This is a genomic window from Tabrizicola soli (assembly GCF_015999335.1).
GTDB classification, from domain to species: Bacteria; Pseudomonadota; Alphaproteobacteria; order Rhodobacterales; family Rhodobacteraceae; genus Tabrizicola; species Tabrizicola soli.
The window spans coordinates 102,881-118,252 of the sequence record NZ_JAEACP010000009.1; the positions used below are offsets into that span (position 1 = coordinate 102,881).

The 15,372-nt window shown below is 68.5% G+C and carries 14 protein-coding genes; 10 read left to right on the top strand and 4 right to left on the bottom strand.

The features are described 5' to 3' along the window. Positions 1 to 57: 57 nt before the first annotated feature. From I7S92_RS09990 to I7S92_RS10005, 4 genes are all read left to right on the top strand, one after another. The gene (locus I7S92_RS09990; protein ID WP_197643493.1) at positions 58 to 801 is read left to right on the top strand and encodes an SDR family NAD(P)-dependent oxidoreductase; all 744 of its coding nucleotides are present in this window, start codon (positions 58 to 60) and stop codon (positions 799 to 801) included. A 39-nt stretch (positions 802 to 840) separates the two neighbouring features. Beyond that, positions 841 to 1,677 carry an ureidoglycolate lyase gene (locus I7S92_RS09995; RefSeq protein ID WP_197643495.1) on the top strand — a complete coding sequence of 279 codons (837 nt, stop codon included), beginning with the start codon at positions 841 to 843 and terminating at the stop codon, positions 1,675 to 1,677. A gap of 133 nt (positions 1,678 to 1,810) precedes the next feature. Beyond that, entirely contained in the window at positions 1,811 to 3,712 is a 1,902-nt protein-coding gene (locus I7S92_RS23345; protein WP_197643497.1) for an alpha/beta hydrolase, read from the top strand. Between the two features lie 18 nt (positions 3,713 to 3,730). Beyond that, positions 3,731 to 4,687 (top strand): hypothetical protein, encoded by a 957-nt coding sequence (locus I7S92_RS10005; protein WP_197643500.1) that lies wholly within the window; start codon positions 3,731 to 3,733, stop codon positions 4,685 to 4,687. A gap of 36 nt (positions 4,688 to 4,723) precedes the next feature. Here the strand turns inward: I7S92_RS10005 and I7S92_RS10010 are convergent, their stop codons facing one another. Together I7S92_RS10010 and I7S92_RS10015 are read right to left on the bottom strand one after the other, a co-directional pair. After that, positions 4,724 to 5,953: an argininosuccinate synthase gene (locus I7S92_RS10010; RefSeq protein ID WP_197643502.1), complete on the bottom strand. Its 1,230-nt coding sequence runs from the start codon at positions 5,951 to 5,953 to the stop codon at positions 4,724 to 4,726. Between the two features lie 131 nt (positions 5,954 to 6,084). After that, a complete protein-coding gene (locus tag I7S92_RS10015) occupies positions 6,085 to 6,969 on the bottom strand; it encodes a hypothetical protein (protein ID WP_197643505.1) in 885 nt (294 codons plus the stop codon). 143 nt (positions 6,970 to 7,112) lie between these two features. Between I7S92_RS10015 and ilvA the strand changes: the two genes are divergently transcribed. Then, on the top strand, positions 7,113 to 8,333 hold the full coding sequence (gene ilvA / locus I7S92_RS10020) for a threonine ammonia-lyase IlvA (protein WP_287872787.1): 1,221 nt from the start codon (positions 7,113 to 7,115) through the stop codon (positions 8,331 to 8,333). Here ilvA and I7S92_RS10025 read toward each other — a convergent pair. Beyond that, a complete protein-coding gene (locus I7S92_RS10025; RefSeq protein ID WP_242070144.1) occupies positions 8,330 to 8,674 on the bottom strand; it encodes an Hpt domain-containing protein in 345 nt (114 codons plus the stop codon). The two genes, ilvA and I7S92_RS10025, sit on opposite strands and share 4 nt — an antisense overlap. 141 nt (positions 8,675 to 8,815) lie before the next feature. Here I7S92_RS10025 and I7S92_RS10030 point away from each other — a divergent pair, with 141 nt between their 5' ends. Further along, positions 8,816 to 10,078 carry a PP2C family protein-serine/threonine phosphatase gene (locus tag I7S92_RS10030; RefSeq protein WP_354001321.1) on the top strand — a complete coding sequence of 421 codons (1,263 nt, stop codon included), beginning with the start codon at positions 8,816 to 8,818 and terminating at the stop codon, positions 10,076 to 10,078. Here the strand turns inward: I7S92_RS10030 and I7S92_RS10035 are convergent. After that, a complete protein-coding gene (locus I7S92_RS10035; protein ID WP_197643509.1) occupies positions 10,064 to 10,501 on the bottom strand; it encodes an NUDIX domain-containing protein in 438 nt (145 codons plus the stop codon). The genes I7S92_RS10030 and I7S92_RS10035 overlap by 15 nt on opposite strands. An 80-nt stretch (positions 10,502 to 10,581) precedes the next feature. On the opposite strand from I7S92_RS10035, the gene hslO reads away from it, so the two are divergent. The 4 genes from hslO (at position 10,582) to I7S92_RS10055 (ending at position 15,323) form a co-directional block, all read left to right on the top strand. Next, positions 10,582 to 11,568 carry an Hsp33 family molecular chaperone HslO gene (gene hslO / locus I7S92_RS10040; protein ID WP_197643511.1) on the top strand — a complete coding sequence of 329 codons (987 nt, stop codon included), beginning with the start codon at positions 10,582 to 10,584 and terminating at the stop codon, positions 11,566 to 11,568. Beyond that, the gene (locus I7S92_RS10045) at positions 11,565 to 12,161 is read left to right on the top strand and encodes a CoA pyrophosphatase (RefSeq protein ID WP_197643513.1); all 597 of its coding nucleotides are present in this window, start codon (positions 11,565 to 11,567) and stop codon (positions 12,159 to 12,161) included. Before hslO ends, I7S92_RS10045 begins: the two co-directional genes overlap by 4 nt. Next, entirely contained in the window at positions 12,158 to 13,336 is a 1,179-nt protein-coding gene (locus tag I7S92_RS10050) for a CCA tRNA nucleotidyltransferase (RefSeq protein WP_197643515.1), read from the top strand. Before I7S92_RS10045 ends, I7S92_RS10050 begins: the two co-directional genes overlap by 4 nt. A 139-nt stretch (positions 13,337 to 13,475) precedes the next feature. Continuing rightward, a complete protein-coding gene (locus tag I7S92_RS10055) occupies positions 13,476 to 15,323 on the top strand; it encodes an ABC transporter ATP-binding protein (RefSeq protein ID WP_197643518.1) in 1,848 nt (615 codons plus the stop codon). Positions 15,324 to 15,372 lie beyond the last annotated feature (49 nt).

A 15,372-nucleotide genomic window follows, 5' to 3' on the forward strand; every position in this document is an offset into this window, starting at 1 on the left:
ACTTGCCCTTGTCGCGGCGGGCGTCCACCCTTGGCCGCACAGCAAGCGGAGGACTCCATGACCCTTTCCGGCAAGACCGCCCTCGTCACCGGCGGCAATCGCGGCATCGGCCTCGCCACCGTCCGCGCTTTGGCCGAGGCCGGGGCGACCGTCCATTTCACCACCCGCAGCGCCGCCAACCTCGCCGCCGCCCGGCGCGAGCTTGGCCCCGTCGCCGCCACCGGCCATGTCGCCAACATGACCGACCGGCTTGCGATGACCACGCTTTTCGAGCAGCCGTTCGATATCCTGGTCAACAACGCCGCCGTGATCGGCCCCATCGGCCGCATCCTGGACGTCCAGGTCGAGGATTGGGCGACGAACATCGACACCAACCTCACCGGAGCCTTCCATGTCGTGCAACTGGCGCTGCGCCACATGGTCGCGCAGGGCGCAGGCACCATCGTCAACCTCTCCTCCGGCGCCGCACACCGCCCCCAGGAGGGGTGGAGCGCCTATTGCGCCGGCAAGGCGGGCCTCGCCATGCTGACCCGCTCGGTCCATCTGGAATATGGCGCAGAGGGCATCCGCATCTTCGGCTTCGCGCCCGGCGTGGTGGATACCAACATGCAGGGCACGATCCGGGCCTCGGGGATCAACCCGGTCTCGAAACTGCCGCGCGCCAGCCTTGCCCCGGCGGAAGAACCGGCCCGCGCCATCGCCTGGCTCTGCACCCCGGCCGCCGATGCGCTGGCCGGGCAAGAGCTTGACGTCCGCTCGCCCGAGCTTCGCGCCGCCGCCGGGCTTCCACCCTTGGCGTAAGGCGGCTAGCATGTCGGCAAAACCAACAGGGATCATCAGATGAAACTTCTTCGCTACGGGCCGCAGGGCCAGGAAAAACCCGGTCTCCTCGACGCCGAAGGCGCGATCCGTGACCTCTCGGCCCATGTGCCCGACCTTGCCGGCTCCGTGCTGGGCGACCTTGGCCGCCTTGCCGGCATCGACCCCGAGAGCCTGCCCCTCGTCCCCGGCGCCCCGCGCATCGGCCCCTGTGTCGCGGGCACCGGCAAGTTCATCTGCATCGGCCTGAACTATGCCGACCACGCCGCCGAAAGCGGCCTCAAGGTCCCGCCCGAGCCGGTGGTCTTCCTGAAGGCCACCTCGGCCATCTGCGGCCCGGACGACCCTATCCTGATTCCCCGGGGATCGGAAAAGACCGACTGGGAGGTCGAGCTTGGCATCGTCATCGGCAAACCGGGCAAATACCTGACCGAGGCGCAGGCGCTGGACCATGTCGCCGGTTACTGCGTGGTCAACGACGTCTCCGAGCGCGCCTTCCAGACCGAACGCTCGGGCCAGTGGACCAAGGGCAAAAGCTGCGACAACTTCGGCCAGACCGGCCCCTGGCTCGTCACCCCCGACGAGGTGCCGGACCCGCAGGACCTGGACATGTGGCTGAAGGTCAACGGCGAGACGATGCAGAGCGGCTCGACCCGGACCATGGTCTACGGGGTGGCCTTTCTCGTTTCCTATCTCTCGCAGTTCTTCACCCTGCAGCCCGGCGACATCATCTCGACCGGCACCCCGCCCGGCGTCGGCATGGGAAAGAAGCCGCCCCAATACCTCAAGGCCGGGGATGTGGTGGAACTCGGGGTCGAGGGGCTGGGCACCCAGCGCCAGACCTGCCTGCAGGACTGACATGGCCCGCTGGGGTTGCCTGGACCCCGGCGCCGCTACGGCCGGCCGCCTAACGTCCCGATCGGAAGCACATGACACCGCAGATGGTCCCCGCCGCCATGTCCCGCGACCGCCGCGCGGGGCTTGCCCGGTGATGCGCGCGCTGGCCCTTGCCCTCGGCCTTGCCGCCCCCGCCGGGGCGCAATCGCTGTACGAGGCGAGTTCGGCCCTCGACCTGCACCCTTGCGAGCTTTCCGCCCTCTCCTGCACCACGCTCACACTGCCGCTCGACCATCGCGCCAACGATCCGTCGCGCACCATCGACATCACCTTCGCCCTTTCCTTCGCCAATGTCGAAAGCCGGGGCATCCTGTTCTACGTCGTCGGCGGGCCGGGGGCCTCGGGCCTCGCCTCGGCGGAAGGCTACCTGTCTTCCTTCGACCGGGAGCTGACCGACTACATGGACATCGTCTTTGTCGACCAGCGCGGCACCGGCCCCGACCATGGCCTCGCCTGTCCCGCAGCGCAGGGCCGCTTCGACGCCGCCGACTTCTCGATCCGCGATCCGCAGGCCGCCAAGGCCGCCGCCCACGCCTATGTCGCCGATTGCACCGCCGAGATGGACCGGCCCGGCCTTCTGCCCTTCGTCGCCTCGGACCAGGCGATCCGCGATACCGAGGCTTTCCGCCAGAAGATCGGCGCACCGAAGGTCTGGCTTTACGGCGAAAGCTACGGCACCCAGTTCGTCCAGGCCTATGCCACCGCCTTCCCCCAGGCGGTCAGGGGCGTGATCCTGGACGGTGTGGTGGACCTTTCGCTGGACGCGCCCGGCTTCTACGCCGGCTTCACCACCGCGGCCGAGGGCATCCTGGCCCGCACCCTTGCCGCCTGCGCCGAGATCGCGTCCTGTGCCCGCGACACCGGCGGCGATCCCGCCGCGCTGTACGACCGCCTCGCCGCGCGCCTCGACCGCGAAGCGATCCCGGTGGCCCTCACCCTTTCCGACGGCAGGACCGAGAAGCGCCGGTTGACCCGCGGCCTGTTCGAGGCCAGCGCCTTCTTCGCCCTCTACGCGCCCGAGGGCAGGGCCGAGTTCCTGCGTGCCCTCGCCGCCGCCGGCCGCGACAATTTCGTGCCGCTCTTGCAGCTGGGCTATGCCAACATGTTCATCGACCCGGAAACCGGTCTGGGGATGGAGGATCCCGGCTGGTTCGGCGCCGCCTTCTACGCGATCACCTGCACCGATTACGACAGCGGCCCCGGCACGCCCGACGAACGCGCCGACCGGATCCTGTCCCGCGCGACCGCCCTTGCCCCAGAGGCACCGCGCCTTCTGCGGGCCTATTTCCCGGAACAGCTCGCCTGCGCTTACTGGCCGCACCAGGGTCCGCCGACCCGGCCCGCACCCTATGCCGGGGGCGACTGGCCGACGCTGGTCCTGAACGGCGACGCCGATCCGATCACTCCGGTCGCCATGGCCCAGGACGTGCTGGACCGCGCCGCCAATGCCTTCGGCATCTTCATGCAGGGCGGCCCGCATGTGATCTGGGGCCGGGGCCATGCCTGCCCCGACGGCATCGTCCGGGCCGCGCTGATGGACGGCATCCTGCCCTCGGCGCGCGAACAGCACTGCCGCGAGGATCTGGTGCAGGACTACACGCCGCTTACCCTTACCGATCCGGCCCAGCTTGGCGACCCGCTCGCCATCGCCCAGGCCGTGGATACCGAGCTCTACCAGAGCATCGCGTTTTCGGTCTGGGACGGGGTGCATCCGGTGAGCATCGGCTGCGACCATGGCGGACTTTTCACTGCCCTGCCCACCGACCGGGGCACCGACTACGATTTCCGGGCCTGCAGCTTCTGGCCCGGACTCGCCGTCACCGGCACCGGGGTCGAGAGCAACCTGGGCGAGGCTGACGACCGCATCACCCTGGCCTTGACCATCGCCGGCGACGGACGTGGCGAAATTCGTTACACTTACCGCCTCGCAGATGAGGCCTGGTCGATCTCGGGCAGCTGGAACGGCCAGCCCGTGCACCTGCCGCGCCTGCCCTGACCGCAACGGGTTCCCCAAATGGTCGACCTTGCCGCACTCCCGGACGACCCCGACGCGGTGGCGCGGGCCGTGCGGGCGCTGATGCCCGCCTTTCGGCGCCAGGCCCGGCTTGCCCTTGCCGTCATGGCCCTGTCGGCCGCCTTCGCGGCGACCGCCGTCCTGGTGGCGCTGGGGTCGGGGCTGGAGACCAGGGCCCTCCTGAAGGTGGTGATGGTCGGCGTGATCGGCCTCGGCCTCGTCGTCGTCGCCGCCCGGCGATGGGCCGTCCGCCGGCAAGAGGTGGCGGTGATGTCCATCCTTGCCCGATCCATCGGCCTGACCCATGCCAAGGACGCCAGCGCCTTCGTCCGGTCCCTGCCGAAACGCCTCCTGCCCGAGCGCTCCTTGCGGAAGGGAGAGGACCACATCCACGGCACACTGGGCGCACATGCGATCGAGATGGCCGAGGTCACGGCCGAAACCGGCGGCAAAAGCTCCCGCATCCTCTTCCGGGGCATTGTCGCCCGGTTCCCGAACCGGACGGCGATGCCCGCCTTCTTCATCGCGCTGGCGGATGACACCCGCTCGGGCCTGTTCTCCGGCGCAAATCTCTCGACCGAGGGCCTGCATCACCGGCGCGACGTTGCTGTCGGCCAGCGGAGCTATGGCATCTGGACCTCATCGAAGGACGGCCCCGAGCCGCCAGCCCTGTCGGCGGTGATCGGGATTCTGACGGGGTTGGAGACCGTCGTGCCGGGCGCGCAACTCTACGCCGCCACCTCGAACGGAGAGGTCATCCATGTCGCCCTGACCCACGGCCGCAACCTGTTCCGGGTCGGGGGGCTTTTCCCTGGCGAGGACCGCATCTTCGCCGATGTGCAGGCCGCGCTGCGCGACCTGGCGGCGCCCCTGTCGCTGGCGAACGCCTTGATCCAGGCCGAAGCGGCCGCCGCGCAAAAGTTAAGGGGGCGTGAATCGCCCCCTGCAACCCCTTGATGTTCCTGGTGGACGAGACCTGCCCACGCTGGACGGCTATTTCTTCGCCACCCGCGCGTTCCGGCTCGCGATCAGCCGCAGCCGCAGCCCGTTCAGCCGGATGAAGCCTTCCGCATCCTTCTGGTCGTAGGCCCCCGCGTCCTCCTCGAAGGTCACGTGCTTCTCGCTGTACAGCGAATGCTCCGACCAGCGCGCCACGGTCGCCGCCCGACCCTTGTAGAGCTTGACCCGCACCGTGCCCGAGACATGCTCCTGCGTCTTGTCGATCAGCGCCTGCAGCGCCTCGCGCTCGGGCGAGAACCAGAAGCCGTTGTAGATCAGTTCCGCATAACGCGGCATGATGCTGTCCTTCAGGTGGCCGGCGCCGGCATCCAGCGTGATCTGCTCGATCCCGCGATGCGCTTCCAGAAGGATCGTGCCGCCGGGGGTCTCGTAGATCCCGCGCGACTTCATGCCGACGAAACGGTTCTCGACCAGGTCCAGCACGCCGACGCCATGCTTGCCGCCCAGTTCGTTCAGCTTGGTCAGGATCGTGGCCGGGCTCATCGCCTCGCCGTTGATCGCCACTGCGTCGCCCTTCTCGAAGGTGATCTCCACCATCTCGGCCTGGTCGGGGGCCTCTTCCACCGGCACGACGCGCTGGAGCACATAGTTCGGGAATTCCTCGGCCGGGTTCTCCAGCACGCGGCCCTCGGACGAGGTGTGCAAGAGGTTCGCATCGACCGAGAACGGTGCCTCGCCGCGCTTGTCCTTGGCGATCGGGATCTGGTTCGCCTCGGCGAATTCCAGCAGCTTCGTCCGGCTGGTCAGGTCCCACAGCCGCCAGGGCGCGATCACCTTGATCGCCGGGTCCAGCGCGGCGGCCGAAAGCTCGAACCGGACCTGGTCGTTGCCCTTGCCGGTCGCGCCATGCGCCACCGCATCTGCGCCCGTCTCATGCGCGATCCGCACCAGATGCTGGCTGATCAGCGGCCGCGCGATCGAGGTGCCGAGGAGATACAGCCCCTCATACAACGCATTGGCCCGGAACATCGGGAAGACGAAATCGCGCACGAATTCCTCGCGCACGTCGACGATATGGATGTTCTCGGGCTTGATCCCCAAGAGGATCGCCTTCTGCCGCGCCGGTTCCAGCTCCTCGCCCTGGCCCAGGTCGGCGGTGAAGGTCACCACCTCGCAGCCGTATTCGGTCTGCAGCCACTTCAGGATGATCGAGGTATCGAGACCGCCCGAATAGGCAAGGACGACTTTCTTGGGCTTCAGCATCGGGAAGGCTCCATCGCGGGTTTTGCTGGCGATTAAAGCCAAACCGCCGCCTTAGCAAGGTCACCGGCGGCCCGGACATGGAACGGCCCGCCACCTGGGCGGGCCGTTCCGGATCGCGCGTGCCGGATCGGTCACTCGACCACGACGACGACTTCACCTTCCGGGACGACCTCTTCCTCGGGGACCACCGCCGCCATATCGTCCTCGGCCTGGGTTTCTTCGATCGCGGCGTCGATGGCCTCCTGGTCGGTCGCCAGCCGCTCCCGCAGCTGACCCAGCAGCGTGTCGAGGTCGCCGTCCTTGTTCCAGGCGTCGCCGATCGCGGTTTCCGCATCGGTCACGCCCTGCTCGGCTTCCAGCGCGGCCGCTTCGGCGGCGGCGATCTCCTCTTCGGTCGGGCGGGTCTTGCCGTCGACGGCCGCGATCAGACCGTCGAGATCCTGGTTGGCAAGCGTGGGATCCAAGTCCTTCGCCGCGACGTAATCCTCGACCGTGGCATAGCCGCTTTCCGCAAGCGCGGCGTCAAGCGCGTCGAACTCTGCTTCGATCTCGGCCATCTCGGTGGCGGCGCCGGCAGCCTCGGCCGCGGCGGAATCGGCGATGGCGAGGCCCGCCAGCAGGCCGACCGGGCCGTTGGTGGTCTGGCCGTTGCGGATATGCGCCAGGACCGCGTTGATGTTGGCGTGCAGCGCGCCGTTCATCTTGCCCAGTTCGTTCGGGGCAAGTTCACCCTCGACCGTGGTCTTCGTCTTGGCCTTGGAGGCCTTCACCTTGGTCGCGGCGGGGTTCGCCTTCTCGGTCTTGGCGGCCTTGCCCTTTGCTTCCGCCTTGCCCTTTCCTTCGGACTTGCCGTTGCCACCGCCGTTGCCGCCACCATTACCACCGCCTTTACCGCCGCCGTTGCCGCCCTTTTCGGCATAGGCGGCACCGCCGTCGCCCAGATCGAAGACCGGCAGGACCGGAGTGAAGGTCAGGGCGGACACCGCCAGGGTGAGAGCCAAAGGTTTCAGGTTCATAGTTTTGTTTCCTTCGCATATGGCTGGGAATGTCATGGATGGACCACAGGGTCACTCGATGGCAAAAATATGACGAGGCCAATAAACCGGGCATAAACCGAGGGTATAGAGCTTTGAAAACCGGCAAGATTCTGCCAGCGCGTGTGACGAGCGAGGCCCTGCGCGAACTTTTTCCCGCAACGCCCCTGCAGCGCAACGATCATCTCTCGGCGCGGTATGGCGCCGAAATCCTGCTGAAACGCGAGGATCTCACCCCCGTCCGCAGCTACAAGATTCGCGGCGCCTTCAACGCGATGCGCAAGATGCGGCTGCGCGATCCCGGTCAGCGGCAGTTCGTCTGCGCCAGCGCGGGCAATCATGCCCAGGGGGTCGCCTTCGCCTGCCGCCACTTCGGGGTCGAGGGCGTGATCTTCATGCCCGTGACCACGCCGCAGCAGAAGATCGACAAGACCCGGATCTTCGGCGGCGACCAGGTGCAGATCCGGCTGACCGGCGACTATTTCGACCAGACCCTCGCCGCGGCGCAGGCCTTCTGCGCCGAGCGCGGGGCGCATTTCCTTTCCCCCTTCGACGATCCCGACGTGATCGAGGGCCAGGCCTCGGTCGCGGTCGAGATTCTGGACCAGCTGGGGCGCGCGCCGGATATGGTGGTCCTGCCGGTGGGCGGCGGCGGTCTGGCTTCGGGGGTGACCAGCTATCTGCGCGAGGTCGCGCCCGAGGTGGAGTTCCGTTTCGTCGAGCCGCTTGGCGGGGCCAGCCTGACCGCCGCGCTGCGCGAGGGCGGGCCGGTGAAGCTCCCGCGCGTGAACAGCTTCGTCGACGGTGCGGCCGTGGCGCGGATGGGCGACCGGACCTTTGCCATGCTCGACTGGGTCAGGCGCGAGCATGTCCATCTCGCGCCCGAGGACCGGATCTGCGTCACCATGCTGGAGATGCTGAACGTCGAGGGCATCGTGCTGGAACCCGCCGGGGCCTTGGCCGTGGACGTGCTGCCGGAGCTGGCCGGGGAGATCGCGGGCAAGACCGTGGTCTGTGTCACCTCGGGCGGCAACTTCGACTTCGAGCGCCTGCCCGAGGTCAAGGAACGTGCCCAAAGGTTCTCGGGGCTGAAGAAATATTTCATCCTGCGGATGCCGCAGCGGCCCGGTGCGCTGCGCGAGTTCCTGAACATGCTGGGTCCCGACGACGACATCACGCGCTTTGAGTATCTGAAGAAATCCGCCCGCAACTTCGGCTCGGTCCTGATCGGGATCGAGACGAAGGACGCCGGGCATTTCCGCCAGTTCACCGACCGGATGGACGCCGCGGGCCTGGCGTTCCGCGATATCACCAGCGACGAGGCCCTGTCGGAATTCCTCATCTAGGCTGCCGAATCGGTGGCGAGACGCCGCACCAGCTGGCTACGCGAGTCGCGGTAGACCGCCGCCACCTGACCGATGTCGATCGCCCCGCCCTCGCCCGTGGCGGCCTTGCGCTCGCCCTCCTGGCAGATCGCGGCCAGGTCCGAGAGCCCGAGGTTCAGCGCGCTGCCCTTCAGGAAATGCAGCTGCGCCGCGATGTCGCCTGCGGCCAGGCCGGACTGCAACGCCCGCACGGCCTGTTCCGCCTCGTCCAGGAACATGTCGGCGACCTCGGAAAATCCGTCGGCGCCAATCTCTTCCCGCAATTCCTCAACCCTGCGCCAGTCGATCATGGCCCGCCTCATCCGTACTCACCGTCCCAGCCTGGCGGGTCCGGCCTTAACAATTCGTGGCCCCGAGCCCGCGAAACAGGCACAATTTTAGCTTTCACCGCACGTTAAGGGGGCGGGCGGCAGGCTGGTGCCGATGGATTCGGAGAGGACGACGTGTCAGCCAGCCCCAGCCTTGCCGAAACGCCCGGCCTCCAGACCGGCCCGCGCCATGTCCTGGTGGTCGATGACAGCCGGGCGCAGCGCCATGTCGTCTCGATGCAGCTGCGCCGCTGGGGCTATCTCGTGACCGAGGCCGGGTCGGCCGAAGCCGGGCTGGAGATCTGCGCCCGCGAGGATGTCGATATCATCATCAGCGACTGGATGATGCCCGGCATGTCCGGTCTCGATTTCTGCCACCGCTTCCGCCGCCTCGGGCGCGAGAACTACGGTTATTTCGTGCTGCTCACCGCGAAATCCGAGACGGCCGAGATTGCCGACGGGCTGGAAGCCGGGGCCGACGACTTCCTGACCAAGCCCGTCGCCAGCAACGAGTTGCGGGCCCGGCTCCGGGCGGGGGAGCGGATGCTGGCCACCCAAGCCGAGCTTCTGGCCAAGAACCGGGTCATCGCCAGCACGCTCTCGGAGCTGCAGAAGCTCTACGATTCGCTCGACCGCGACCTGATCGAGGCGCGGAAGCTGCAGCAAACCCTGATCCGCGACCGGGTGCGCGACTACGGCTGGTCGCGCGCCTCGCTGCTTCTGCGCAATTCGGGCCGGGTGGGCGGTGACCTGGTCGGCAGTTTCCGCGTGGATGACGACCGGGTGGCGGTCTATTCGATCGACGTCTCGGGCCATGGCGTCGCCTCGGCGATGATGACGGCGCGGCTGGCGGGCTTCCTGACCGGATCCTCGCCGGAACAGAACCTCGCCTTCCGGAAGGGGCCGGGCGGCATCCATGTCCTCCTGCCGCCCGAGGCGGTGGCGGAACGCTTCAACCAGCTCATGCTGGACGAGATCCAGGCGGAACAATATTTCACCATGGCCTTCGCGGTGATCCACCGGGTGACGGGCCGGCTCAGCCTGGTGCAGGCCGGCCATCCCCATCCCCTGATCCTGCGCCGCGATGGCCGGGTGGAGCGTCTGGGGGCTGGCGGGCTGCCCATCGGCCTGATCCCCGAGGCGCGCTACGACCCGTTGCACGGCCATCTCGTTCCGGGCGACCGGCTGGTCCTGGTCTCGGACGGCTTCACCGAATGTCCCCTGCCCGACGGCCGCGATTTCGGCGAGGAGGGGCTGGTCGAAAGCCTCCGCCGCTCGGCCCATCTGTCCGGGTCGGACCTGCTGGAATCGCTCGTCTGGGACCTGAGCCACCAGTCCGGGGGCGGCGGCTTCCCCGACGATGTCTCGGGCATCATCCTGGATCTAGCCGAGGAGTGAGGCCAGCATCGCCCGATCCCCCGGATTGCCCAGCTGCCACAGCGCCTGCCCTACCGGCAGCCAGACCGCGGCATACCCAGCCTCGCCGGGCGGACCCAGGCGTCGCACGGGCCGCGCCAGGTAGACCGTGCACAGCTTCTCGGCCCAGAGGTCGTATTCCGGCATGTAGGTGAAGCGCCGGAACGCCCCCAGACGTCGCGTCACCGCGATCTTCCAGCCGGTCTCCTCGAACACCTCGCGGTGCAGCGCGGCGATCGGCTGCTCGCCCCTGTCGATCCCGCCGCCGGGTAGCTGGAACTCGGGCACCGGCTCGGCCTGATACGTGGCTAGGATGTGGTCGCCCCGCAACAGCACGGCATAGATCCCCGGCCGCCGGATGTACCGCTGGCCCGCCCGAACCGGCTCGCCATAGCGTCGGATCATGTCCTTCCCCCTTGGACCAGGCGTTGCCCTGCCTATATAGGCGCGATATGCCAGCACTGGTACCATCAGGAAATCCCCGAATGACCACCGGACCGCAGATCGCCTGGGACGATACCGTCCTCCCATTCCAGCTGGACGCCTCGGGCATCCGTGGCCGCGTCGCGCGGCTGGACGGGGTGCTGGACCAGGTGTTGAAGCAGCACGCCTATCCGTCGGTGATCGAGGCGCTGGTCGCCGAGACCGCGCTTCTCACCGCGCTGATCGGCCAGACCATCAAGCTGCGCTGGAAGCTCTCGCTCCAGGTGCGCGGCAAGGGTCCGGCCCGACTGATCGCCACCGACTACTATGGCCCGACCGAGGACGGCCAGCCCGCCCGCATCCGCGCCTATGCCAGCTATGACGCAGAGCGGCTGGACCCCGGCGCCGACCCGTTCTCGCAGATCGGCGAGGGCTATTTCGCCGTCATGCTCGACCAGGGCGAGGGGATGCTGCCCTACCAGGGCTTCACCCCGATTGCCGGCGGCAGCCTCGCCGCCTGCGCCGAGACCTATTTTGCCCAGTCCGAACAGATCCCCACCCGCTTCCAGCTTGCCTATGGCGAAAGCGCCGAGCCGGGGCGTCCGCTGCACTGGCGCGCCGGGGGGATCATGCTGCAGCACATGCCCGCGACGGGCGGCGTCGCGGCCGAGCAGGGCAGTGGCGAGGGCGGCCTTCTGACCCATGCCGACATCCTTGGCGGTGCGGAATCCGACGACTGGAACCGCGCCAACGTGCTGCTCGACACCGTCGAGGAGCTGGAGATGATCGGCCCCTCGGTCGCGCCCACCGACCTTCTGGTCCGCCTGTTCCACGAGGAAAGCCCCCGCATCTTCGACGCCCAGCCGGTGCGCTTCGGTTGCTCGTGCAGCGAGGACAAGGTCCGCAGCACCATGTCGATCTACAGCCAGAAGGACATCGCGAAGATGACGACCGAGGCTGGCGTCGTCACCGCCGACTGCCAGTTCTGCGGCGCGCATTACGAGCTGGATCCGGCGACTCTCGGCTTCGAAGGGAAGCCGGCGGAATGATCGAGGTCGAGGCAGGCTTGCGCGCTGCGCTGGCCCGCCCGGCCGGGCCGTCCTCGGACTTCGACCTGAACCCCGGTATCCGCCCCGCCGCCGGCACGCCGCTGCGCCCGGCGGCGGTGCTGGTGCCGATCTGGCTGCGCCCTGAGGGTGCAGGGGTGATCCTGACCAAGCGGTCCTCGCATCTCAAGCACCACCCCGGCCAGATCGCCTTTCCCGGCGGCAAGGTCGATGCCTCCGACGCCGGTCCCGAGGCCGCCGCGCTCCGCGAAACGCAGGAGGAGATCGGGCTCCCCCCTTCCCGCGTGCAGATCCTCGGCACCCTGCCGGTCCATGAAACCGTCACCGGCTTTGCCGTCACCCCCTTCGTCGGCCTGATCCAAGGCCCCTTCGCCCCCGTCCCCGAGGCGGGCGAGGTCGAGGAGGTCTTTACCGTCCCCCTCTCGCATGTGCTGGATCCCGCGCGGTTTTCCATCGAGCGGCGGCAGTGGATGGGCGTCTGGCGCCGCTACTATGCCGTCCCGCATGGTCCCTATTACATCTGGGGCGCGACCGCCCGCATCCTGCGCGGTCTTGCGGAACGGATGCAATCATGAAAGTCGTGGGCGAGAAAGTCGCGAGCGACTGGCTGGATCACCCCGGCACCCAATCGCTTTGTGCCGCGATCGAGGCTGCGGGCCACCGCGCCCTTTTCGTCGGCGGCTGCGTGCGCAATTCCCTGCTCGGCGTGCCGGTCGGGGACGTGGACCTTGCCACCGACGCCACGCCCGAGAGCGTGGTCCGCATCGCCGGGGATGCGGGCTTCAAGACCGTCCCCACCGGCATCGACCACGGCACCGTGACCGTGATCGCCGGCGGCGAGCCGCACGAGATCACCACCTTCCGCCGCGACGTCGAAACCGACGGCCGCCGCGCCGTGGTCGCCTTCTCCGACCGGATCGAGGAAGACGCCGCCCGCCGCGACTTCACCATGAACGCGCTTTACGCCGACCGGCGCGGCATCGTGCTCGATCCTCTCGGCGGTCTGCCCGATCTCAAGGCCCGCCGTGTCCGCTTCGTCGGCGACCCGGAAACCCGCATCCGTGAGGATTACCTCCGCATCCTGCGCTTCTTCCGCTTCCACGCCGCCTATGGCGACCCCGAGGGCGGTCTGGATGCCGAAGGTCTCGCTGCCTGCGCTGCGCTGGCCGGGGGGCTGGACGTGATCTCCCGCGAACGCATCCGGGCCGAGTTGAAGAAGCTCCTCTCCGCCCGCGACCCCGCCCCCTCCGTCGCCGCCATGGCGCAAGCCGGCATCCTGGCCCGCGTCCTGCCCGGCGCCGACCCGCGCGCGCTCGCGCCCCTCGCCCACCTCGACGCCGTCCAGCCGCCGCGTTGGCTCCGCCGCCTTGCCGTGCTGGGGGGCGAGACCGCCGACCTGCGGCTGTCGAAGGCCGAGACGCGCGACCTGTCCGCCCTCCGCGCCGCCCTCGGTTCCATGGAGACCCCCGCCGCGCTGGGCTGGCGGCTCGGCAGGGCGCTTGCCGCCGACGCCCTCCTCGCTCGTGCCGCGCTTCTGGAAACGCCGCTTCCGCCCGCCTGGCAGGCCGAGGTCGAACGTGGCGTGGCGGCCCGCTTCCCCGTCACCGCCGCCGACCTCATGCCCGAGCACACCGGCGAGGCTCTGGGCGCGCGGATGAAGCAGCTGCAGGCCCGCTGGCTCGCCTCGGACCTGACCGCCAGCCGCGAGGCGCTGCTGAAAGGGCGTGACAAACTGCCGCGCCTGCGCTAGGGAATCGGCACCCAGGATGGAGACCAGCATGGAAAACGGGATTTCGATCACACTCGCCTGAGTTGACCGTTCCCGTCGTGGCGGTCGCCCACAGGCACCGCTTCACCCCGATGCTGCCACCTTTCCCGGGTCTCCCCAGATGTTCCGTTTCTTCGAAAACCTCGTCGATCCCTATCAGACCTATGTCCAGACCGATGCGCCCCCGCGCCGGCTCTGGCCCTTCCTGCGCGACTATGTCCGCCCCTTCCGCGCGGTCTTTGCCGTCACCGCGCTGTTCTCGGTCGGCAATGCGGTGCTGGACGTCGGCCTGATCTGGTATCTCGGCCGCCTCGTCGACCTGATGTCCGGGCAAAGCCCGCAGGCCTTCCTGGCCAGCCACGGGGCCGAGATCCTGGTCGCCGCGCTGGTCATCCTGATCCTGCGGCCGCTGGTCGCCGGCGGCTCGGTCGGGCTGCTGCACAACACGATCCTCACCAACTTCGGCACGATGATGCGCTGGCGCGCGCACCGCCATGTCCTGCGCCAGCCCGTCGGCTGGTTCGAGAGCGATTTCGCCGGCCGCATCGCCAACCGGATCATGCAGGCCCCCCCGGCGGCGGGCGAGGCGGTGTTCCAGGTCTTCGACATGGCCGCCTTCGCCGCCGCCACCTTCATCGGCGCGCTCCTGATGCTGGCCGAGGCCGACCCCCGGCTGATGCTGCCGCTACTGGCCTGGGTGATCGGCTATCTCTGGCTGATGCGCTGGACCATCCGCCGCGCCGGCCCGGCGTCGAAAGCCTCCAGCGATGCGCGGTCGGCGGTGACGGGACGGGTGGTGGACAGCTACACCAACATCCATTCCGTCAAGCTCTTCGCCCATCAGGACGCCGAACTGGACTATGCCCGCGAGGCCATCGAGACCTCGCGCAGGACCTTCCAGACGGAAATGCGCATCGTCACCAAGATGGACGTGGCGCTGACCTTCCTCAACGGGCTGATGATCCTGGGCGTCGGCGGCCTGGCGCTGTGGTTCTGGGTCCAGGGCACGGCCACCGTCGGCGTGGTCGCTGCGGCCCTGGCGCTGGTCCTGCGCATCAACTCGATGACCTACTGGATCATGTGGGCCTCGACCAACCTCGTCCAGAACCTCGGCACGCTCGCCGAGGGGATGGAGACCATCGCCCAGCCCGTCACCCTCACCGACCACCCCGGCGCCCGCCCGCTGGAGTTCAGGCAGGGCCTGATCCAGATCCAGGGCGTCTCGCACCACTACGGCCGGGGCTTCGGCGGCCTGCGCGACGTGACGCTGACCCTCCGCCCCGGCGAGAAGATCGGCGTCGTCGGCCGCTCGGGCGCGGGGAAGTCCACGCTGGTCAAGCTGATGCTGCGTTTCTACGACAGCGAATCCGGCGCGATCCTGATCGACGGGCAGAACGTCGCCGAGGTCACGCAGGAAAGCCTGCGCCAGAACATCGGCATGGTGCAGCAGGACAGCAGCCTCCTCCACCGCTCGGTGCGCGAGAACATCCTTTACGGCCGCCCCGACGCGACCGAGGCCGAGATGATCGCCGCCGCGCAGAAGGCCGAGGCGCATGACTTCATCCTCACGCTCGAGGACCCGCAGGGCCGCCGGGGCTATGACGCCCATGTCGGCGAAAGGGGCGTCAAGCTCTCCGGCGGCCAGCGCCAGCGCGTCGCCATTGCCCGCGTCCTCCTGAAGGACGCGCCGATCCTGATCCTGGACGAAGCCACCTCCGCGCTGGACAGCGAGGCCGAGGCCGCGATCCAGGCCGCGCTCTACGGCGTGATGCAGGGCAAGACGGTGATCGCCATCGCCCACCGCCTGTCGACCATCGCCGCGATGGACCGGATCGTCGTCCTGGAGGACGGCCAGGTGGTCGAGGACGGAACCCATGCCGAACTTCTGCGCCGGAACGGCCTTTATGCCCGCTTCTGGGCCCGGCAATCCGGCGGCTTCATCGGGCTGGAGGAGGACGCGGCGGAATAGGCAGGCCCGTCGATGGCTTCGTCACTCCTCGCAGGTCCCCCGAGGAGGA